The organism is Bradyrhizobium sp. 195 (assembly GCF_023101665.1).
In the GTDB taxonomy this organism is placed as follows: domain Bacteria; phylum Pseudomonadota; class Alphaproteobacteria; order Rhizobiales; family Xanthobacteraceae; genus Bradyrhizobium.
This window is the reverse complement of record NZ_CP082161.1, coordinates 7,821,979-7,842,978: the sequence shown is the minus strand read 5'-3', so window position 1 is coordinate 7,842,978 and position 21,000 is coordinate 7,821,979. Positions and strand designations below refer to the sequence as shown.

Below are 21,000 nucleotides of genomic sequence, written 5' to 3'. Positions count from 1 at the left end.
GTGCCCGGGAGACGGTCAAGCGCGGCGCCTGCTGTTTTGGGTGATCGGCCCGCACACTCGCTGCACCTCTCCCGCTTGCGGGGGAGGTCGGCGCGAAGCGCCGGGTGGGGGCTCTATCCACACGGGGAGTATCTCGATCGCGGAAACACGCCCACCCCAGCCCTCCCCCGCAAGCGGGAGAGGGAGCGCACCTGCTCCGCGGCGATTGCTATGATCCGCCTCTACTTCTTCTTCCCCGGTCCGAAATCCGGCTGCCAGGCCGGCTCCTTGCGGCTCGGGGCCGCGGCGATCGCCTTGATCTTGTCTTTCTTCGGCTTCTTGATCTCGCGATTGCTGCGTTGCTGTCCCTTGGCCATGACGTCCGTCTCCTCTGGAGTTCGAATGCGTCCGATTGCGAGATTGGCGCTGCATGATGCGCAAGGCTCGCGGCGACGAGAAGGGCACGCGGTGCCGCGCACACGAGGCGCGGCAGATGCAGCGCAAAATCGACCTGCGGCAATTGCGTGAGTTGCGCTGACCTGATCGAGCGTACGCCTGCACCACGCCGATAGCGAGGACTAAAACGTCGCGTGGGAGCGCGCTGCTTGCTGCCTCGGGGACCCATCACCCTCGAAGTGAGTTGTTTCGGATGGCTTGTGCCACAGCGTGCCTCGGCAACGCCGCCCGGGGGCATGGGGACCCGGCCCCCCTGCGCAGTTGCGCACCCAGGCCGGGACGACGGTGGGGCTGATTTGCGCGCAGCAAAGGAGTAACCCCATGACGCTCACCAGCGGCCGCTTTGTCGGCCACGAACAGGATCGGGGGATCGTCCAGTTCTCGATGCAGGACGGCGCGAGGGAGATCGCCTGCGCGATCTCGACGTCCGCGATGGACGACCTCGAACGCGGCCCGCGCGCCAGGCCGAGCGAGCGCGAAGAGCAGTTCATGCGCCTGCGCGAGCGCATCGAAGCCTGCGCGGGACGCAAGTATCAGGCTACTGAGTTCGAGGGCACCCCGCCGGGTATCGTGCTCAGGAGCATTGATTTTCGGGGGTAGGGCCGGCGACGGTTCGTACCCGCGAGCGCGCGCAAGCTTCGCGCATTTTCGATCACATCCGCACGCTCCTTGCCGCCTCAGCTGTTGATATTAACCCTTCGTTAACCATGCGGTCGCCTAATGTGGAGGATGGGGGGATCACCATGTCGGCCCATGTGACGCGACCGAAATTGATGCCAGCGGATGCTGCCTTGCATCTGCTTGGCGGGCTCGCGGTTCGCGCCAAGGGCTTCATACAGGCCAAAGCGGCTGTCCTACGGAGCAATGCCATGTTCGGAAAGGACGACTTAGTGGACAATCTCAGTCGCGATCTCGATCGCGCGCGCGGGCGACGCGATGCTCTTGCATCCGAAGCCGCCACCCTGACGGCTCAGATCGCCGAAATCGAAACCCGCCTTTCGGAAGAGAAGAAAAGGCGGGAGCGTGATCGCGTCCTGGGCGAAATCGAAGCGATCAAAACCCGGATCAATCAGGCCGGGAGCGCATTTGCACCTGTTGTCGATGGTCTCTGCAAGGCGATCGAGCAGGCTGCGGCGGTTGTGCCCGAGGCCCGCGAGCTCAACAGCTTCCTGGTATCGGTCGCGGCCGAAATCGACAACGTCATCGATCCCCTGGTGCGCGAACTGGATCAGCGCGCGGATGCGGTGCGAATGGGCCACGCTGCACCTGATATCCCGAGTTCGGCCAGTGAGGCGGCCATCGTACCGCCCGTGGAACCGCCAAAGGACAGCAACGATCGCCTGCTTCGCTTCCCGGCATGGCTGTCTCGCGACAAGGAGCCGGAAAAAAAGGAAACAGCGGAGAGCCCGCGCAGCACGGCAGCGTGACGCATCGGCGCGCCGCGCGCCTTGAGAAGCTCGCCTGCGGTCCGAAGTTCGGAGCGGGCCGGCTCCATCGGAGCGTTGCTCCTGCCACAAGGAGCGTTGCTCCTCCCACAAACTCTGCCGTCGTCCCGGCCTAGTGCGCAATTGCGCACGGGGCGCCGGGACCCATATCCACAGGGAGTTCTTTGGCGAAGACTCGTGGTTAGCAACTTCGCGCCATAACCGCTCCCTGGGGTTATGGGTCCCGGCCGCCCGTGCGCAATTGCGCACTAGGCCGGGACGACAGCTTTGTTGTTGTCGCAGCGAGTATCCAGCAGCGCGAGACGATTCGTCGACTATCACCGGGCTTTGGAGCCGCCTGGCAGCGGTCCATTTCCGGCCTTGCAGGCCAGCAACTCCCCCTCTTGCGACCAGCTCAGTTGGCGGCGCGGCGCAGGAAGGCCGGGATATCGAGAATGCTGTCGTCGGTCGCGTTGCGCGGAGATGAGCGGCCGTAGGGATCGAGCGGTCGATCGGCTGCCCGGCGCGCATATTCCGGATCCGGCCTTGCCGGCTGCCCCGCGGGCCGGCCGGCCTCGGAGCGGAGCGGCGGGCTTTCCACCTGCGGAAGCGGTGCACTGCGCTCGATGCGATCGGCGATGCGGCGGCTGTCGTTGCGTAAGCGGCCGGCGAGCTGCGAGAGTGCGGTTTCCACCGGCGCCGCCAGCTGCTCCGGGTCGACATTGTCGATCCCGGTCGCCACCACCGAGACGCGGACGATGCCTTCGAGGCTTTCGTCAAACGACGCGCCGACGATGATGTTGGCGTCCGGGTCGGCCTCGTCGCGAATGCGGGTGGCGGCTTCGTCGACTTCGAACAGCATGAGATCCCTGCCGCCGGTGATGGAGATGATGAGGCCGCTGGCGCGCTTGATCGAGGGGTTCTCGATCAATGGATTGGAGATTGCGGCCACGGCGGCGGCGAGCACGCGTTTCTCGCCGGAAGCCTCGCCCCGTCCCATCATCGCCTTGCCCTTCTCCCGCATCACGCAGAGAACGTCGGCAAAATCGAGATTGATCAGGCCTTCCTTGACGATGAGGTCGCTGATGCAGGCCACGCCCGAATAAAGCACCTGATCGGCAAGGGCAAAGGCATCGGCGAATGTGGTCTTCTCGCTGGCCACCCGGAACAGGTTCTGGTTCGGGATGATCAGCAGGGTGTCGACTGTCTTCAGCAACTCCTCGATGCCGGCTTCGGCAAAGCGCATGCGGCGCTGGCCCTCGAAGTAGAATGGCTTGGTGACCACGCCGATCGTGAGGATGCCGAGCTCGCGCGCGGTCCTGGCGATGATGGGTGCAGCCCCGGTGCCGGTGCCGCCGCCCATGCCGGCAGTCACGAACACCATGTGCGCGCCGGTCAGATGTTCGCGGATCGTATCGATGGCCTCCTCGGCCGCGGCGCGTCCCAATTCGGGTTGCGAGCCGGCGCCAAGGCCCGCGGTCACCTGCGTGCCCAGCTGGATGAGGCGCGTCGCCTTCGACATGGCAAGCGCCTGCGCGTCGGTATTGGCGACGACGAAGTCGACCCCTTGCAGCCCGCCCGTGATCATGTTGTTGACGGCATTGCCGCCGGCGCCGCCGACCCCGAATACGACGATGCGCGCCTTCATCTCGTGAATATCGGTCATGCCAGTCATTCTGTCCTCGCGGTTGCTCCGGCAGGCCGGGATGGAGAAAGTTTCGAGTGCTACCTGCAGGCCGCGCGGTCTGCGTCCACGATGGCCGCGGCCAGATGTCCCAATCGAAGCGCGGCTGGTCCCGCGATCGCGCCGCCAGGGCGGCGACCGGTCCGCAAAGCCGTCACTTCGTCTTCCAGGCGTGCCGCCCACGCATTGGCGGCCTTCGTCTCGGCCGCCGCCTGCATCAGCTCGACGGCCAGGCGATCGGCGCGCTCGCGCTCGCGCTCGAAATCTGCCCTGGCGCCGGCTGCGAGGGCTTCGAGCCGCGCGACCTCCGCCTTGAAGGCCTCCGCCTTGAATGCCTCGATCTTTGCCATGGAGGCATCGATGGGGTCTGCCCGGCCGCGACGTCGTGGGCGAGGCGTGTACCGGAGTTCGGAGAGATCAACGCTCACCAGGGCCTTGCCATCATCCGAACGCGAGCGCGGCAAACCGCGTCGCCTGGCGAGCGAACGAGCGGCCTCGCGCGAGATATCGAGGCGGGCACTGAGATCGGCATACGTCAACAACGCAACGCACATCGGTGCTTCTCCTGGAGCGAACCGGGAAGGCATTTCGGGCTAATGATGGCTGGACGATGAGTCGAGGCTAGGCTGGGTTGGTTAATGGACGGTTAACGCGCGAGGGGCGCTGTTTACTGGTGCCGTCGCCGTGCCTACCCCAGGATTGCGGGACACCATCTGCCGCGGATGAGTCCTGTCCGTCTTGCGCAGGCAGCGATAGAGCTTCAGGACGTCGGGGATGTTCTCCGAGATCTCGTTGCCGGTGCCTTCACGACAGATGACGAGGTTTTTCGGCTCGGATTTGTGGTCAACGTTGCGCTCGTGCTCCACGGGATATCCCTCCCGGTGATGCTACCGGGGCGAGTATAGCGGAGTTGGGAGTTTTTCAGCGGAAATTGTTCTACACTGCGCGGATCGGCACTCTCGGTCGTACTTGGATGCTCGTGAGAACCTCCTCATATATCTGAGCTTCTCCCGGCATCTCGATCGTGATCACCAGGCCAAATGGAATTGGTTCGTCGATTGGCGTCCCTTGATCTCGCTCTCTCTGAATCTGAATCGGAACTGTCGCGTCGTTTTCAGCTTGGCCGATTTGCGAGCTTGTCCACCTTCGGTGAACAACAGTTCCACTTTCGGACTGGCTATTGGAGGGCTGATCTGACGTCGTACTTACGCCGGTCAGTTGTAGAGAATTTTGTTCGAGTGAGTCGATTTTGAGCTTCACAGCTCTATAAGCCAGGTGCCCAGGGCGCGTAGGTGTAAACCAAGCGAGCGTGGCGCGTATTTCTCGCACAGAAGCTGAGGTCGTAAGCGACTGAGGCACGCGCAGATCGAATATCAGGGACTCTTCTGAACCGAGGGCTCCGGTCGCCCACAACGTCGCACGGTCGTTCGTGCAAGCAACAACGTTGTCCGGGTCAACGAATCCAAAGCCTAAGTAACGACTAACCTCACGCCGCCAATGCTCATGATGGAGCGTCGATGTCGGGTCGACAACGGCACGAACGAACCCTTCGCTGCCGCGCCAAGAAGCAGAATGAACTAGAAAAGATTTGAGAAGAACAGCGCGCTCCGCCAACGGCATCGCTTCAATAAGTTGAGGGTAAGCCTCTTCAAGGGCATCGAATATTCGATGCCCTGAGTGAGTAGCCAAAGCGGCCGCGGCACTTGTACCGATTGTGAAGTGCGTTCCAAGTGTTCCATTTTGCGGGGGAGCCGCAACTTTTAGCCCCCAATAGCGGCTAGGATGAGGATGTGGTGCTAAATTTACGGGCGAAGACGCAGGCCAAATCCTGGCCCTCTCTCTTCCGCCTGCAAATAAAACCTCAGGCTTAATCGCTCGTCGTAAACCAGGACCGAGCCTTGAAGAGAGGTTCGGCATCTCTACACCAGTGAAGGGTGGGAAGGGAGTCGCTCCTCTAAAGGCCTCTTGCGAGGAATCGTTGTGCCAAGCTCCGATCGTCAGGGAATTGATACTGTCGGCAGGGGCTAGGACACGACGATCAGCCTTCAGTGCATCCACACCGGCCAGGGTAGCTTGGCCTCGTGCGTCAAGGGGGGCGCTGCTGAAACCTAGTTCATCGGGAAAGTCGTCCAGAACGACTGCTTGTTCTGAATTTCCAGCGCTTATGATGAAGAGTATGCCGTACGTGTAGGATAAGTAATCGAGTGCGCGGGCCCATGTGGATATCTTACCGTAGAAGGGCTTGGTCGTGTCGCCGAGAGATAAATTCACGATGATCACTTCTGGCCCGTCAGTGCTCCTCATGCGCATGACGGCCTCGAAAATCACATCGGCTACGAGTCGATTTTCGTCAAATTTTTCCACGCCGAATCCGGGCGCATACATAACGGGCCTGAAATAGACCTGACGGTTGAGCGGTGAAGGAGCATCATTCAGGTCGCCGTGAACAACTAGCGAGGCCATTGCCGTCCCGTGAACCCGCTGCCCGACCGCGCGGGTCTCAAGATCGTCAGGATCGTCTATTCTCAGCCGATCGACGAGCAGTGGGTGGGCTTGAACCGGAATCGCATCGAAGACAGCCGCGATTGGTTGCTGTCTACTAGGCGCCGATCGTACAATCCCTTCGGAACTGATTTCGTCGGCGACATCAATAGCCGCCCCAATGCTCTGGGGAGTAATTGCAGCAATCGGATCTGCGCCGGCGAGCGATGTTGGATCGAGCGCGGCGATGCGGCGTATTTCCGTCGCAGATACTTCAGCGAGAAGGGCGTGAAACGCGAATTCTGGTCGATAAGCTTGGTGGACCACCTGTCCACCGATCGCCTCAATAAGCTGACGAGCATCGCGTTCGATCGATTGGGATGATTCGACCGAACTCCTGAAGACTAGCTCGATCTCTAGTCTAAAAAACTCTGTGTCTGGCGCGTCGTCCGCTAGAATGTGAAAATATTCCCGATTTGCATGCGATACGCGATCAGCGGGCCCCCAAGGACGAACGGCGCGAAGCTGCAAAAACAGGTCTCGCCAAGGTGTGTAGTTTCTAGGGACGCTACCGTCCCGCAGCCACAGTTCCCAAAGCGAAACGATTTGTTGCAGCGCTCCCAATTGAGGGACAAGCAGATAAAATTCCGGGTTTGGGTCGAAGTCATCGGCCTCAAGCTCTTCTTCGCGGGCAAATTCCAACCCATCGATGCGTTGGACCGCCTTGGCAAAGTTTTGCACTGAGCCAGTGACCTCAAACACGAGAAGTCGTTCTGGTGCTAGGGAGTTTGGGTCGGATCGAAGCTGAAGGGCTGCGTCCGGTCGATTCAAAATATCTTGGAGCTGAGAGAAGATTGGCCCGTGATTTTGTGCCTGTGCTTGCCGATCAAAGCGTCTTACTCGTCCCCCTCCGCCGCCCGATCGCCGCTTCGGGACGTCTCTTGGATCGTTTAGGCGTAGAAGCGGCTTCTGAGGGTCGTGAGGCATCTGACGTTGCAATAACCCTTGATGTCCATAACTCAACCTGTTCGCGTAGAATATCCTCTAGCTCGCGATTCGCGAGTGAAAGTATGTGCTGTCGTCGGACCGTTTGGCAAAAATCCAAAGCTTCGGCAAAGCTGATTTCGCCAAGCTTGCTCGCTAAGCTATTCGCCGATACGCCCGGTCGCTGCGGCCACCCTTCGAACTGACGGTCCAAGAAGACTGCAAGAGCTTCATGGGAAGGCAGGGGCATAGCAAGCCGAAGTTCGAAGCGACGCCACACAGCGCGATCCAGCAATTCAGCGTGATTCGTGGCGGCAACGGTAACGACGTAGCTGGGCAGACGGTCAATTTGCATCAGCAAAAAAGAAACTACTCGCTTAATCTCGCCCGTCTCGTGGCTATCGCCACGTTCTTTTCCGATCGAGTCGAATTCATCGAAAAACAGGACGCAAGGAACAGTGCGGGCATAGTCAAACAAGCGCGCCAACCGGGTATTGGTTTCGCCCAAAAAGGAGCCAACAAGCGCATCGTATCGAACAGTAAAAAATGGAACCGCCAAGGCTTCCGCAACCGCTTCTGCAATGGATGTTTTGCCGTTACCTGGAGGACCAGACAGCAATATCCGATGTCGTGGCTGCATTCCGTGAGCTCGTAGCAAGTCCGCTCGATGTTGTTCTTCGATCAGCTGCTTCACTTGTTGCGTGACGGGAAGAGGTAGGATCAATTCCTCCAGACGTCTCCGTGGGACAGTTTCGATAATGCTATCCTTGCCAGGCTGAGAACTAGTCGAAGCAACGTTTGTAGGTGGCGTAATTGTTACGGCGGACAGCGCTCGTTGCAGGCGATCTGCCAGTACGTGATGATTCTTGCCTCGCTCTTCTGCAACTGCGGCTTCTACGGATGAACGCAAAGCTGCCCGATCACCGGTAGCGCCAGCGCGGACTATTGATAGAAGAAGGTCACTTCGTGCCACCGAGAAGCCCACCGTGAAGCGATTTGCATGAAAGCTAACACGGGCCGAAGCTCTCTGACATAGATGATCTGAGAGCCATCTCATAACTTGGGTGACGGCTGATGTTTGTCACAAAAACCAAAACGGCCGGATCTTCCGATCCGGCCGCAACGCAAAACTCAACCGGCTAAGCCTACGCCACGCGACGCAACCTAGCCCCCGCCCTAACGGTAAAACTTCTTAGCTGGCCTTCTTCGCCGGCGCGGTGGTCGGGCCGACCTTCTTCTGGATGGCGCGCTTCAGCTCGAGGGCGCGCGGCGACAGGACGTCGGCCTTGGCCTTGAGCAGGAAGGCATCGAGGCCGCCATTGTGGTCGACGCTCTTCACCGCGTTGGTGGAGACGCGCAGGCGCACGTTGCGCTCGAGGGCTTCCGAGATGAACGTCACGTTGACGAGGTTCGGCAGGAAGCGGCGCTTGGTCTTGATGTTGGAGTGGCTGACCTTGTGGCCGACGAGGGGGCCCTTGGCCGTCAGTTCGCAGCGGCGAGACATGGTAGAAATCCTCAGGTTTCGAACCCCTAACGAGTGCGGCCGCCATTCTGGGCGCCACGGGGGCTAATTCTTCGTCCTTGCAGGGAGCGGGCGGACGTATAGGGGGGAAGGGGCGGGCCGTCAAGTTTTCGGGCAGGGATTCATGACCCATAACAGGTGTCATCGCCCGGCTCGGCCGGGCGATCCAGTACGCCGAGGCGGCGCGGCTGACCAGAGGGGCCGCGGCGTACTGGATGCCCCGGTCGAGCCGGGCATGACAGTGGAGGGAGAGAGAGGTTTGCGGCCCGCGGTTACCGCCCGATCACCAAAACGGCAATGATTGTCGCGCCTTACCATCACATAAAGGGCGTATTCGCCGCCGAAGAGTCCGGTGGAGTTCCCGGTTTAGGGTGCCCGGACACATTGTTTGCCGTGGTTTTTGGCTTAAGTAACAGCCATCGCGCCCCGATTGGATTGTTTCGTGCTCATCACGCCGCCTCTTGCGCCAGAAACGCGCTCGATCCGTCCGCGCTTTGCCGGCTGGCTGGCGGCGTTTTGCGGCCTGGCGCTGGCGTGGGGCGCGGTGCCGGCGGCGGCGCAGGGCAAGCTCGAGGCGCAATATGAGGCCTCGCTGTCGGGCATTCCCGTCGGCAAGGGCGGCTGGAATATCGACATCCAGGACGACGTGTTCTCGGCGGCGGCCGCGGGCGGCACCAGCGGGATTTTGAAGTCGTTCACGGGCGGGTCCGGCACCGGCGCCTCGCAGGGCCGCGTCGTCGGCGGCGCGCTGGTCGCGACCGGCTACCAGGCCTCCACCACCACCCAGAAGAAGACCGAAGAGATCCGCATCACGCTCGACAAGGGCAATGTGAAGGATTTTGCGATCCTGCCGGAGCCGCCGGTCGATCCTGACCGTATCGTCGTCACCGACGCGCATCGCCGCGGCGTCTGGGACCCGATGACGGCCTCGCTGCTGCGCGTGCCCGGCACCGGCGACCCTGTTTCGCCCGAGGCCTGCCACAGCGCGGCCCCCGTGTTCGACGGCCGCATGCGCTACGACCTCAAGCTCGATTTCAAGCGCATGGAGACCGTGAAGGCCGAGAAAGGCTACAAGGGCCCGGTCGTGGTCTGCTCGCTCTATTTCGTGCCTGTCGCCGGCTACATTCCCGATCGGCCCGTGATCAAATACCTCGCCGCCCAGCGCAACATCGAGATCGCGTTTGCCCCGGTGGCCGGCACCCGCATCCTGGTCCCGTTCTGGCTGAAAGTGCCGACGCCGCTGGGACCCGCCATGCTGGAAGCCACCAGCTTCATCACCACAGCCCAGCCGCCCAGGGTGGCGAAGACGCAGTAGGGGCGTCTCCTCACCGCTGTCATTCCGGGGCGCGCCTCTTGGCGCGAGCCCGGAATCCATTAGGCCGCAGAGACTGTCTCACAATGGATTCCGGGCTCGCGACTGCGTCGCGCCCCGGAATGACGGGAGAGATTTTGACCCAAAAAAAGCATAATACTTTCAACCACATCGCTACTGTGCATGGGGTTGTTTTCGCAAAAAAGAGTTGGCGGAGGCCACTTGCCGGGAATCCATTTGACTCCTCCCCGATTCTGATTCGACTCCGTGCCGTCCCCAACTTAACGCTTGGCGCCATCGAAACGTCACTTGTACGGCAGCTCAAAACTCCATCTAGTTGCAGCCGATAGGACTCCCGCGACATGTTGCGTGAACGGAACGGGACTCAATCTGGAGTCAGCGATTCGGCCGCGATTCGTTCTAGAGTCGTTCCGAAGCTTAAGACCAACGGGAAAAGCGTCGCAAAGTGAGACAGTTGCGCGAGGTTTGGGGAGCACGCCTCCACACATCCGGTGTCATCGCCCGGCTTGACCGGGCGATCCAGTACGCCGAGGCGGCTGTGGTGGAGCGGACACGCCGCGGCGTACTGGATGCCCCGGTCCCGGCTCCGCCAAGGCTACGCCGCGGCTCAGCAGGTGCTTGGCTCGCCGAAGCCTTGGCGGAGGCGGCAAGCCGGGGCATGACAGCGATGGGTGCGGATAGCGCCGTGCACCTCACCGCCCCAATCCAGCACTGACATTCGCCCAAATCGCCATTACCTAATCCCCCAGACATGGCTTTTTCTTCCTCCCCCTTCGCTTCCGAGCGCGCGCTTTCCGATCGAGCGGCTGGCGCGGGCGTCACTGCGGTGCTCGGGCCGACCAACACCGGCAAGACCCATCTCGCCATCGAGCGGATGCTCGCGCATCCCTCGGGGATGATCGGGCTGCCGCTGCGCCTCTTGGCGCGCGAGGTCTACAACAAGATCGCGGCGCGGGTCGGAGCTGAGGCGGTCGCGCTCGTCACCGGTGAGGAGAAGATCAAGCCGAAGAGCCCGCGCTATTGGGTCTCGACCGTCGAGGCGATGCCGCGCGACCTCGACCTCTCCTTCCTCGCCGTCGACGAGGTCCAGATCGCCAGCGATCTCGAACGCGGCCACGTCTTCACCGACCGCATCCTCAACCGCCGCGGCCGCGACGAGACGCTGCTGCTGGGCGCCGCGACCATGCGCCCGATCATCGAGCGGCTGCTGCCGGGCGTGTCCATGATCACGCGGCCGCGCCTGTCGCAGCTGGAATTCGCCGGCGATCGCAAGATCACGCGCCAGCCGCGCCGCACCGCCATCGTCGCGTTCTCGGCGGATGAAGTCTACGCCATCGCCGAGCTGATCCGCCGCCAGCACGGCGGCGCCGCCGTGGTGCTGGGCTCGCTGTCGCCGCGCACGCGCAATGCGCAGGTGGAGATGTTCCAGAACGGCGACGTCGATTATCTCGTCGCCACCGACGCCGTCGGCATGGGCCTCAATCTCGACGTCGACCACGTCGCCTTCGCCTCGGACCGCAAGTTCGACGGCTACCAGTTCCGCCGCCTGACGCCGTCCGAATTCGCGCAGATTGCGGGGCGCGCCGGCCGCGCCACGCGCAACGGCACCTTCGGCACCACGGGCCGCTGCGCGCCGTTCGAGCCCGAGCTCGTCAACGCGCTGCAGAACCACACCTTCGATCCCGTGAAGATGCTGCAATGGCGCAACGCCAAGCTGGATTTCGCTTCGCTCGGTGCGCTCCAGGTCTCCCTGAACCTCGCCCCCGGCCACGAGGCACTGACGCGCGCGCCGATCGCCGAGGACATGCGCGTGCTCGACCACGCCGCCCGCGACGCCGAGGTGCGCGATATCGCGCATGGCAAAGCGGCGGTGGAGCGGCTGTGGGAGGCCTGCCAGGTCCCCGACTACCGAAAACTGTCGCCAGCCGCCCATGCCGAGCTGGTCACCACGCTCTACGGCTTCCTGATGCGGAAGGAATGCATTCCCGACGCCTGGTTCGCCGCCCAGGTCACCCAGGCCGACCGCACCGATGGCGATATCGACACGCTGTCGGCCCGGATCGCACAGATCCGCACCTGGACCTTCGTCGCCAACCGCCCCGATTGGCTGAAAGACCCCGAACGCTGGCAGGGGGTCACGCGGGAGGTCGAAAATAAATTATCGGATGCGCTCCATGAACGCTTGACTGAGCGTTTCGTTGATCGCCGGACCAGTGTATTGATGCGCCGCCTGCGGGAGAACACGAGCTTGAATACTGAAATCGGCAAGACCGGCGAAGTCATCGTCGAAGGCCATGTCATCGGCCGTCTCGATGGCTTCACCTTTGCACCGGATGCGGCGGAAGCCGGCTCCGATGCGAAAGCCTTGCAGGCTGCAGCGCAAGCAGTGCTCGCCGGCGAAATCAACACGCGCGCCGAAAAGCTCGGCAATGCGCCGGACGATCAGTTCGTGCTGACGTCGGAAGGCATCGTCCGCTGGACCGGCGATGCCGTGGCGCGGCTGTCTGCCGCAGAGGACGCGCTGCATCCGCGCATCCGCATCATCTCCGACGAGCGCCTGACCGGCGCCCCCCGCGAGAAGGTGCAGGCCCGGCTCGAGCTCTGGCTCAAGACGCATATCGAAAAACTGCTCGGGCCGATGTTCGAGCTGTCGAGGGCCGAGGATGTCACCGGCATTGCCCGCGGCATCGCCTATCAGCTCGTCGAGGCGCTCGGCGTGCTCGAGCGTCCGAGGATCGCCAACGAGCTGAAGGATCTCGACCAGCCCTCGCGCGCGGTCTTGCGCAAATACGGCGTCCGTTTTGGCGCCTATCACATCTATTTCCCCGGCCTGCTCAAGCCCGCCGCGCGCGCGCTCGCCGCGCTGCTGTGGGCGCTGAAGCAGGACAATGTCGATCTGTCCTCGCTCTCGGGCGCGCAGCATCTGGCATCGTCCGGCCGCACCTCGTTCCCGGTCGACAAGGCGCTGCCGCGCGATGCCTATCGCGTGCTCGGCTACAAGCAGGCCGGCGAGCGCGCCGTCCGCGTCGACATCCTGGAGCGCCTTGCCGATCTGATCCGTCCGGCGCTGGCCTGGCGCGCGAACGCGTCCGGCGAGAAGCCGGCCGGCGCCTTTGACGGCCGCAGTTTCGTGGTGACGCAGGCGATGACCTCGCTCACCGGCTCCGCAGGCGAGGACTTTGCGTCGGTCCTACGTGCGCTCGGCTATCGCATGGAGAAGCGTCCGCCGCTGCCGCAAAAGCCTGTTGTGACCGAGCAGGTCGTGACTGAAACAGTCGCGGCAGAGACGCCGCCCGTTGAGGGCAGCGCGGAGATTTCGGCCGAGACCGCTGCGGAGGCCGTCGCCGGCCTGCCCGAGGAGGCATCCACCGAGGCCGCTGTTGAAGCGGTCACCGTCGAAGACGCTCCCGGCATGGACCTGCCGGACGAGGCCGCGCAGGCGGAGCCGGCGCTGGAAGCGTCCCCCGAGGCGCCCGTCACCCCCGAAGATGCCCCCGGCATTGCGCCGCCGGCGGAAGAGCCCGCTGCGCAAGCCGAATCCGACGGCCTTGAGGCCGGTGCCGCCGAGACCGTGGCAGCGGAAGCCGCCGCATCGGCCGATGCCGCCGCGCCGGAAGCTGCGGCAGCCCCCGCCGAGCCCGAGCTGATCGAGGTCTGGCGTCCCGGCGGCCGTCACGAGGATCGCAAGCCGCGCCACGAGCGCCATCGCCACCAGCGTCACCACCAGCCGCGTCCGCAGGCGGGCGCCGAGGCAGGTGCTGCGCCCGCCGAAGGCGGGGCCGCGCAAGCCGCCGATGGCGAGAAGCGCAACGAGCGGCATCGTCATGGCGGCCATCGCAGGGACGGCGGCAGAGACTTCCGCAAGCCGCGCGAAGGTGGCGAAGGTGCGCCGCGTCCCGAGGGGCGCGACGACAAGAACCGCCGCTTCGAGGGCAAGGACCGCGACAACAAGGGGCGCGATCGCGACAAGGGCAAATTCGGCGGAGATCGCGACAAGGGCCGGGACAACCGTGGCCGCGACCGCGACAAGGGCCGCGACCGCCAGGGCGGTCCGTCGCTGCGCCCCTACGCCTCGAGCGCGAACCCGCGCGAGCGCGATCGTCCCGCCGATCCGAACTCGCCCTTCGCCAAGCTCGCCGCGCTGAAAGAGCAGCTGTCCGGCCGTAAGGAGTAATCCCACGACGACCGAGCGGCAGCGTCTCGACAAATGGCTGTGGCACGCGCGGGTGGTGAAGGCGCGGACTTCCGCGGCCGAGCTCGTGGCCACGGGCCACGTTCGCATCAACGGCGCGCGCGAGACCTCGCCGGGCCATGCGGTCAAGATCGGCGACGTCCTCACCATCGCGCTCGATCGCACCGTGCGCGTCTTGAAGGTGACGGGCTTCAACGAACGCCGCGGCGATGCCGCCTCGGCGCGGGTGCTCTACGAGGAGCTCGGCGTGCGCAATTAATTGCGCATGCTATTCATTTCTTGGTCGATCAAGCGCACACAAGTGTCATGATCGGGCTTTCACGACCTTGCGGCGCCGGGCCATCCGCGCTACGCAAGCCACGACTTTTAAAAGAGCTTTTCGGAGCGTTGGATGACTTACGTCGTCACTGAAGACTGCATCAAGTGCAAGTACACCGACTGCGTCGAGGTCTGCCCGGTCGACTGTTTCTACGAGGGTGAGAACATGCTCGTCATCCACCCCGACGAATGCATCGACTGCGGCGTGTGCGAGCCGGAATGCCCCGCCGACGCGATCAAGCCGGACACGGAACCGGGCCTGGAAAAGTGGCTTCAGGTCAACGCCGACTACGCCAAGAGCTGGCCGAACATCACCCAGAAGAAAGAATCACCCGCCGACGCCAAGGAATTCGACGGCATGGAAGGCAAGTTCGAGAAATATTTTTCTCCGAACCCCGGCTCCGGCGACTAATTCAGGCCCAAACTTAACCCTAATAGCGGCGCTTGAGCCGAAAACCAGCCCTGAAGACCCCTAAATCATTGATTTTTGCGGGAAATGTGCTATATTGGGCACATTAAGCCGAACCCCGTCAGCCCCGTTGGCCCCTCTGGGTTCCCGTGAAACCAAATGTCGAACAGGGGCGTGGCAGTTTCCGCGCGCAGGCTGTGTCACAGAAAACGCGTAAAAAGAGTACTTCAGCGAGGGCTTCCCATAAGGAGGCCAAAAAAGTCGCCGCGGCCAGCCGTAGCGCATCCAAGGGTCGGACCGCGACGAAGGCGCCGGCTGCAAAGTCCTCGAAGAACAAAAGAAGCGCAATGCCTAACAAGACTGCCAAACCGGCCGCGAAAGCGACCGCCGCTAAGCCTGCTGCCAAGCCTGTGACTGCCAAGGCTCCGGTGGCCAAGGCTCCCGCTGCCAAGCCCGCCGCGCCGAAGGCTCCCGTTGCTGCTGCTCCTGTCAAGGCTCCTGTCGCTGCTGCCAAGCCGGCCGCGAAGCCCGCTGCTGCGCCGAAGGTCGAGGAAAAGAAGGTCGTGACCCAGCGTCAGGGCTTCAAGGCCAACGAATTCGTCGTCTATCCCGCTCACGGCGTCGGCCAGATCCTGGCCATCGAGGAGCAGGAGATCGCCGGCGCGAAGCTCGAGCTGTTCGTCATCAACTTCATCAAGGACAAGATGACGCTGCGCGTTCCGACCGCCAAGGTCGCCAATGTCGGCATGCGCAAGCTGTCCGATCCGGCGCTGGTGAAGAAGGCGCTGGAGACGCTCAAGGGCCGCGCCCGCGTCAAGCGCACCATGTGGTCGCGCCGCGCCCAGGAATACGAAGCGAAGATCAATTCGGGCGATATCGTCGCGATCGCGGAAGTCGTGCGCGACCTCTACCGCTCGGAATCGCAGCCGGAACAGTCCTACAGCGAACGCCAGCTCTATGAAGCGGCGCTCGATCGTCTGTCCCGCGAGATCGCGGTGGTGCAGCACTCGACCGAGACCGAAGCGGTCAAGGAAATCGAGGCCCAGCTCGCCAAGAGCCCGCGCCGCAACGCCAAGGCGGAAGCCGCCGAGGGCGAAGCCGACACGGATGCCGAGGGCGAGAGCGACGATACCGATGGCGACGACACCACCGTCGCCGACGAGGCCGCGTAAGCAGCTCGTCGACCGCAACAGATCAAAAGCCCGGCCGTTCGGCCGGGCTTTTTGTTTGGGGCGTGACGGCCGATCTTGCTCAGGATCGTAGGGGGGTAGACGAAGGCGTAACCCGCCGCTTCTCTCGCCTGCAGCATGGTGGGTCACGCTTCGCCTACCACCCAACTTCGCGCAGCTGGGCCGTTCCGAGCTCCATCAAATGACCGACTGGAGGGGGCAGCTCGCATAACGTGGGCCACTCCTCACAACAAGAAGTCAGACGCGGTGAGACCAAGGCTGGCGCCGGTCAATTGGATCAGAAAGTCCGCGGTCGTATTGCCGTTCACATCGGCCTGCACGAAGGTATTCCCACCGCTCACGAACCAAGTCACGCTATTGGCAACAACGGCGGTGTTTTGGCCGGGGAATGCAAATGTATCATCGATGGCCGTGGTGGTGTTTGCGTCGATTCCTCTAAGATCAATCTTGTCGGTGCCATGGAGGAAATCCTGGATGATATCGAACTCGGTGGGCGTAGAGTCGGCAAAAGCGGAAAAGACAAAGCCGTCACGTCCTTGCCCGCCGTTTAGCGTATCCTTTCCCAGGCCGCCGTTTAAAGTATCGTCGCCTTGCCCTCCATTGAGAAGGTCCTTGCCAGCTCCGCCGGCGAGCGTGTCATTTCCTGTTTCACCTTCGAGGCGGTCGTTGCCGTCCAAGCCCTGGAGATTGTCGTCACTCTTCCCCCCGCGAATGTCATCCTCTTCCCCTGCTCCCATCAGGGTGTCTGGCCCGTTTCCACCAATTTTGGTGAGTCCGGGCGCATTCTGCACGGTCACAGCGATCGCCTGTGTATCGATACCGCCGTTGCCGTCCGCAGCTTGGACGGTCACGTCATAGACGTTGTTGCCGCCCGCATCGGCTGGCGTCTCGAAATCAGGCTTCGCGGCGAAGGTGAGTGCCCCGGTCGTTGCGTTGATCGAGAACTTGCCGGCATCCGCGCCGCCGCTGATCGAATAGGTCAACGTCTGCCCGGCATCCGGATCGGTCGCGACAACCGTCGTCACCACCGTGGTGTTTTCTGGAGTGAAGGAAGTCGCTGTGGTGCCGCCGCCATTCGATGTGATCGTTGGGGCCTCGTTCTGGTTGGTTACCGTCACCGCGATCGCCTGCGTGTCGATGCCGCCATTTCCATCCGCAGCTTGGACGATCACATCATAGACGTTATTACCGCCAGCGTCGGTCGGCGCCTCGAAGTTCGGCGCCGCGGCGAAGACGAGCACACCGGTCGTTGCATTGATCGAGAACTTGGTGCGATCTGCTCCGCCAGCGATGGAATAGGTCAACGTCTGCCCGGCATCCGGATCGATCGCGACAACCGTAGTCACCGCGGTGGTATTTTCTGCGGTCGAGGCAGTCGCGGTGGTGCCGCCGCCATTCGATGTAATCGTTGGGGCCTCGTTCTGGTTCGTCACCGTCACTGCAATCGCCTGCGTGTCGACGCCGCCGTTGTTGTCTGAGGCCTGGACAGTCACGTCGTAGACGTTGTTGGCACCCGCGTCGGCTCGCACCTCGAAATCGGGCGCCGTGATGAAGGCGACCGCGCCGCTCGTTTCGTTGATCGTGAACTTGCCGGCGTCTGCGCCGCCGGTGATTGAGTACCTCAACGTCTGACCTGCATCCGGATCGATTGCGACCACCGTCGTCACTGCCGTCGTGTTCTCTGCTATCGAAACCGTCGCCGTGGTGCCGCCGCCGTTCGAGGTGATCGTCGGCGCCCGGTTCTCGGTCTCATCCGTCACCGTGACCGCAATTGCCTGCGTGTCGATGCCGCCGTTGCCATCCGAGACCTGCACGGCCACAGCGTAGACGTTGTTGTTGCCGGCATCGCTCGGCGCCTCGAAGTTAGGCGCCGCGGCGAAGACGAGCGCCCCGGAGGTCGGGTTAATTGAGAACTTGCTGGCGTCCGCGCCGCCGCTGATCGAATAGGTCAAAGTTTGTCCGGCATCCGGGTCGGTCGCCGTTACGGTTGTTACCGCGGTGGTGTTTTCGGGTATCGAGATTGCACCGAGCTCGGCTGCGGACAACGCGCGGTGATAGAGGGCCACACCGTCAAGCTTGCCATCGAAATAGAATCCTTCCGCCTGCCCGATTGTTAGTGGGGCCGCGATATCCGGAATGGCTAGTGTCTCGTCGGCGGAGCCAATGAGTTGCCCGTCGACATAAAACTGGTAGGACGATCCAGACTTGGTGAGAGCGAACGAGCTCCACTGTCCGACCGTCAGATCTAATGGTGCACCGATTGAGAAATTCTCTCCGGCTGATGTGTTGACGTGGAAGTTGAAGCTGCCGCCGATGAAGTTTACGAGCCACTTGTTGTTTGTTCCACCACCTTCATCTTGCCCGATGACGACACCGGCAGTGGAGTCGATGTTGGCCCAGAACTTGATGGTGAAGTCGCCGCTTAAATTCCAATCGGAGGAATCGGGCGCGCTGACATAATTCGACGACCCGTTGAATTCCAGGGCGTTGCCCGACACTCCCTGTACATGAGTGGCGCCAATAATCGTCCCATCGTGTCCGCCTTGCTGATCGTGCGCGATCGAACCGCCAGTTTCATTGAAGGAGTAGGAGGCAATCAATCCAGCGTTGCCAGCACCGTTCGAAGTGATCGTCGGCGCTTGGTTCTCGGTCTCGTCAGTCACCGTGACCGCAATGGATTGCATATCAGTGCCGCCGTTGCCGTCCGCAGCTTGGACGGTTACGTCATAGACGTTGTTGCCTCCGTCATCGCTTGGACCTTCGAAGTTGGGCGCCGTGAGGAAAGCGAGCACGCCCGTTGTTGCGTTGATCGTGAACTTGTCCGCGTCTGCGCCGCCGGCGATCGAATAGCTCAACGTCTGGCCGGCATCCCGGTCCGTCGCCGTCACGGTTGTTACGGCGGTCGTGTTCTCTCGCATCGAGATCGTACCCGGTGCCGTCGCGCCATCCTGATAGCTCCGTTGAATCTCGGCTTGCGACAGCGCGCGCTGGTAAATCCCAACACCATCAAGGCTGCCGCCGAATGTGATTCCAAGGCCGTCATTGGTATAGCCGATCGTCAGCGGTGTAAAAGCATCAGGAATGGGTACGGCAGGGGTGGTGCCGATCAGTTGTCCATTGACATAGAATTGGTACGTCGACCCGGTTGCTACCAGATCGATGAGATACCATTGCCCCGGTGTCGGGTTAAACGGCACCTCGGCGAAGTAGGCCTGGCCAGCGGTGTCATTGACGTGGAAACCGAGATGTCCGGAGTAGGCGTCAAGAACCCATTTGTTAGTAGACCCGCCTCCCTCGTCATGCGCCACCAGGACGTCCCCAAGTTCTCCTGCCGAACCGGTCGGAACTGAGCTGAAATTGGCCCAAGCCTGGATGGAAAAATCGCCGCTGCCGAAGTTCCAATCGGAAGAATCCGGAACGCTGACATAACCAGGATTGGAGCCGTCAAACTGCAGCGCATTCCCGGTAACGCCTGGCACGGGAGTAGTGCCTATGATTGTGCCGTCGTGCTCGCCTTGCTGATCGTGCGCGATCGACCCGCTGCTTTCATCGAACGAATAGAACGCAGCCACCTCATTGTTGCCGCCACCGTTCGACGTGATGGTCGGCACCTCGTTCTGGTTAGTCACCGTCACCGCGATCGCCTGCGTGTCGGTGCCGCCGTTGCCGTCCGAGGCTCGGACGGTTACTTCGTAGATGTTGTTGGTACCCGCGTCGCTGGGCGCCTCGAAGTCAGGTGGGTTAACGAAGGCGAGCGCGCCGGTCGCCGCGTTGATTGTGAACTTGTCCGCGTCTGCGCCGCCGGTGACAGAATAGCTCACTGTCTGTCCGACATCCGGATCGGTTGCGACAACCGTCGTCACGGCAATCGTGTTCTCCGCCGCCAAAACCGCAGCCGTGTCGCCGCCGCCATCCGAAGTGATGGTCGGCGCGCCGGTGGTGTTGAGGAGCACCGCTATGCTGCCCGCGCCGAATGGGGGTTGAGCGCTGTAGTTGACCACCACCAGATCGGGGAGACCAATTCCGTCCAGGTCGCCGATCGCGACCGAAGAAGCCTGCGATCCTGCTGGAAAGTTGATCGCGTCAGCAAAGGTGCCGTCGCCGTTCCCCAGCAGCACCGACACGTTGGCGGTAACCAAATCGAGCTTGCCATCCCCATTGACGTCAGCCACTTTGACGTCACCCGACCCGTCGTACTGAGTTACGGCACCGAAGGTGCCGTCCCCGACGCCGAGCAGAACCGAGACCGTCGGCCCCGTGCCAGTCGCAAGGTCCAGCTGCCCATCGCCGTTAAAATCACCGACCGCAACGGCACCAGTGCTTGCTTCCAACGCATAAGCGGTCGCGGCACCGAAGGCGCCATCGCCGTTCCCAAGCAGCACCGACAAATCGTTGGTATCGGAGCCTGCTACCGCAAGGTCCAGCTTGCCGTCGACGTTGAAGTCGGAAAGGGCAAGCGCGTAATGTATCCCGCTTCCTACGGTGATATTGGTAGCAGCCCCGAATGTTCCGTCGCCGTTACCTAGCAATACCGACACGGACGAGTTTTGATTGCTGGTGACCACGTCGACCTTGCCATCCCCATTTAGATCCCCCAGAACGACCGACCTCGGGTTAAAATCGGTGCCAAAGTTCGTTGCGTTACCGAAGCCGCCAAGGCCATTGCCGAGCAGCACGGAAACATCACTAGAGTTGACGTTGGACGTCATGAGATCGAGCCGGCCATCGCCGTTTAGATCCGCAATCGCGATGGAACTGGGGCCGGTGCCCGTCGCAAATGTTGTCGCGGCGCCGAAGGTGCCGTCGCCGTTCCCGAGGAGCACCGAGACTCCGTTGGAATCGATGTTCGCGGTCACGAGATCGGCATGGCCATCACCGTTCAAATCACCGGTGTTAACAGACCAGAGAGTGACTGGGAGGGGATAGTCCGTTCTTGAAAATGTCAGCGCCACCATTGTACTTCTCCCTCGTTACAAAGCGCTTCAAACTAAGCTTCGACAGTTCGCCGTCGCGGGCAGCTCTCTCCCC

13 protein-coding genes and 2 pseudogenes are annotated in these 21,000 nt (G+C 62.3%); 7 read left to right on the top strand and 8 right to left on the bottom strand.

Going from position 1 to position 21,000, the window contains the following annotated elements:
• Positions 1–221: 221 nt before the first annotated feature.
• Entirely contained in the window at positions 222–356 is a 135-nt protein-coding gene (locus IVB26_RS43065) for a hypothetical protein (protein ID WP_256468900.1), read from the bottom strand.
• Positions 357–756: 400 nt separating this feature from the next.
• On the opposite strand from IVB26_RS43065, the gene IVB26_RS36565 reads away from it, so the two are divergent.
• Positions 757–1,035 carry a DUF1488 family protein gene (locus IVB26_RS36565; protein ID WP_246929251.1) on the top strand — a complete coding sequence of 93 codons (279 nt, stop codon included), beginning with the start codon at positions 757–759 and terminating at the stop codon, positions 1,033–1,035.
• Between the two features lie 143 nt (positions 1,036–1,178).
• Complete coding sequence (locus IVB26_RS36560; RefSeq protein ID WP_247969712.1) at positions 1,179–1,862, top strand: hypothetical protein; 684 nt, start codon at positions 1,179–1,181, stop codon at positions 1,860–1,862.
• A 721-nt stretch (positions 1,863–2,583) separates the two neighbouring features.
• Here the strand turns inward: IVB26_RS36560 and ftsZ are convergent.
• From ftsZ to rpmB, 6 genes and pseudogenes are all read right to left on the bottom strand, one after another.
• A pseudogene (gene ftsZ / locus IVB26_RS36555) lies at positions 2,584–3,534 on the bottom strand (cell division protein FtsZ); the annotation flags it as partial.
• Positions 3,535–3,584: 50 nt separating this feature from the next.
• Positions 3,585–3,893: a hypothetical protein gene (locus tag IVB26_RS36550; protein ID WP_247969710.1), complete on the bottom strand. Its 309-nt coding sequence runs from the start codon at positions 3,891–3,893 to the stop codon at positions 3,585–3,587.
• A 321-nt stretch (positions 3,894–4,214) separates the two neighbouring features.
• Positions 4,215–4,409 (bottom strand): annotated as a pseudogene (locus IVB26_RS36545) (phospholipase effector Tle1 domain-containing protein); the annotation flags it as partial.
• A 70-nt stretch (positions 4,410–4,479) separates the two neighbouring features.
• Positions 4,480–6,786, bottom strand: coding sequence for a S8 family peptidase (locus IVB26_RS36540; protein ID WP_247969709.1), 2,307 nt, complete (start codon positions 6,784–6,786; stop codon positions 4,480–4,482).
• A 124-nt stretch (positions 6,787–6,910) separates the two neighbouring features.
• Entirely contained in the window at positions 6,911–7,702 is a 792-nt protein-coding gene (locus IVB26_RS36535; RefSeq protein ID WP_247969708.1) for an AAA family ATPase, read from the bottom strand.
• A gap of 498 nt (positions 7,703–8,200) precedes the next feature.
• Positions 8,201–8,512, bottom strand: coding sequence for a 50S ribosomal protein L28 (gene rpmB / locus IVB26_RS36530; protein WP_194405642.1), 312 nt, complete (start codon positions 8,510–8,512; stop codon positions 8,201–8,203).
• Positions 8,513–9,035: 523 nt separating this feature from the next.
• On the opposite strand from rpmB, the gene IVB26_RS36525 reads away from it, so the two are divergent.
• The 5 genes from IVB26_RS36525 to IVB26_RS36505 all read left to right on the top strand — a co-directional run bounded on the left by IVB26_RS36525 (position 9,036) and on the right by IVB26_RS36505 (position 15,954).
• The gene (locus tag IVB26_RS36525) at positions 9,036–9,845 is read left to right on the top strand and encodes a DUF3108 domain-containing protein (RefSeq protein ID WP_247973361.1); all 810 of its coding nucleotides are present in this window, start codon (positions 9,036–9,038) and stop codon (positions 9,843–9,845) included.
• Between the two features lie 769 nt (positions 9,846–10,614).
• On the top strand, positions 10,615–14,037 hold the full coding sequence (locus IVB26_RS36520) for a helicase-related protein (RefSeq protein WP_247969707.1): 3,423 nt from the start codon (positions 10,615–10,617) through the stop codon (positions 14,035–14,037).
• 55 nt (positions 14,038–14,092) lie between these two features.
• Positions 14,093–14,314, top strand: a complete 222-nt coding sequence (locus tag IVB26_RS36515) for a S4 domain-containing protein (RefSeq protein WP_346732850.1) — start codon at positions 14,093–14,095, stop codon at positions 14,312–14,314.
• A 132-nt stretch (positions 14,315–14,446) separates the two neighbouring features.
• The gene (gene fdxA, locus IVB26_RS36510; RefSeq protein WP_247311061.1) at positions 14,447–14,785 is read left to right on the top strand and encodes a ferredoxin FdxA; all 339 of its coding nucleotides are present in this window, start codon (positions 14,447–14,449) and stop codon (positions 14,783–14,785) included.
• Between the two features lie 344 nt (positions 14,786–15,129).
• Complete coding sequence (locus IVB26_RS36505) at positions 15,130–15,954, top strand: CarD family transcriptional regulator (RefSeq protein WP_247969706.1); 825 nt, start codon at positions 15,130–15,132, stop codon at positions 15,952–15,954.
• A gap of 242 nt (positions 15,955–16,196) precedes the next feature.
• On the opposite strand, the gene IVB26_RS36495 is transcribed toward IVB26_RS36505, so the two are convergent.
• A complete protein-coding gene (locus IVB26_RS36495) occupies positions 16,197–20,927 on the bottom strand; it encodes a beta strand repeat-containing protein (protein ID WP_276578701.1) in 4,731 nt (1,576 codons plus the stop codon).
• Positions 20,928–21,000: the final 73 nt, after the last annotated feature.

Bases quoted from the DNA above. Each gene is read 5' to 3' on its own strand.
- IVB26_RS36520 (WP_247969707.1), top strand. From the start codon at position 10,615: ATGGCTTTTTCTTCCTCCCCCTTCGCTTCCGAGCGCGCGCTTTCCGAT.
- fdxA (WP_247311061.1), top strand. From the start codon at position 14,447: ATGACTTACGTCGTCACTGAAGACTGCATCAAGTGCAAGTACACCGAC.
- IVB26_RS43065 (WP_256468900.1), bottom strand. From the start codon at position 356: ATGGCCAAGGGACAGCAACGCAGCAATCGCGAGATCAAGAAGCCGAAG.
- IVB26_RS36505 (WP_247969706.1), top strand. From the start codon at position 15,130: ATGCCTAACAAGACTGCCAAACCGGCCGCGAAAGCGACCGCCGCTAAG.
- rpmB (WP_194405642.1), bottom strand. From the start codon at position 8,512: ATGTCTCGCCGCTGCGAACTGACGGCCAAGGGCCCCCTCGTCGGCCAC.
- IVB26_RS36495 (WP_276578701.1), bottom strand. From the start codon at position 20,927: ATGGTGGCGCTGACATTTTCAAGAACGGACTATCCCCTCCCAGTCACT.
- IVB26_RS36560 (WP_247969712.1), top strand. From the start codon at position 1,179: ATGTCGGCCCATGTGACGCGACCGAAATTGATGCCAGCGGATGCTGCC.
- IVB26_RS36565 (WP_246929251.1), top strand. From the start codon at position 757: ATGACGCTCACCAGCGGCCGCTTTGTCGGCCACGAACAGGATCGGGGG.
- IVB26_RS36550 (WP_247969710.1), bottom strand. From the start codon at position 3,893: ATGGCAAAGATCGAGGCATTCAAGGCGGAGGCCTTCAAGGCGGAGGTC.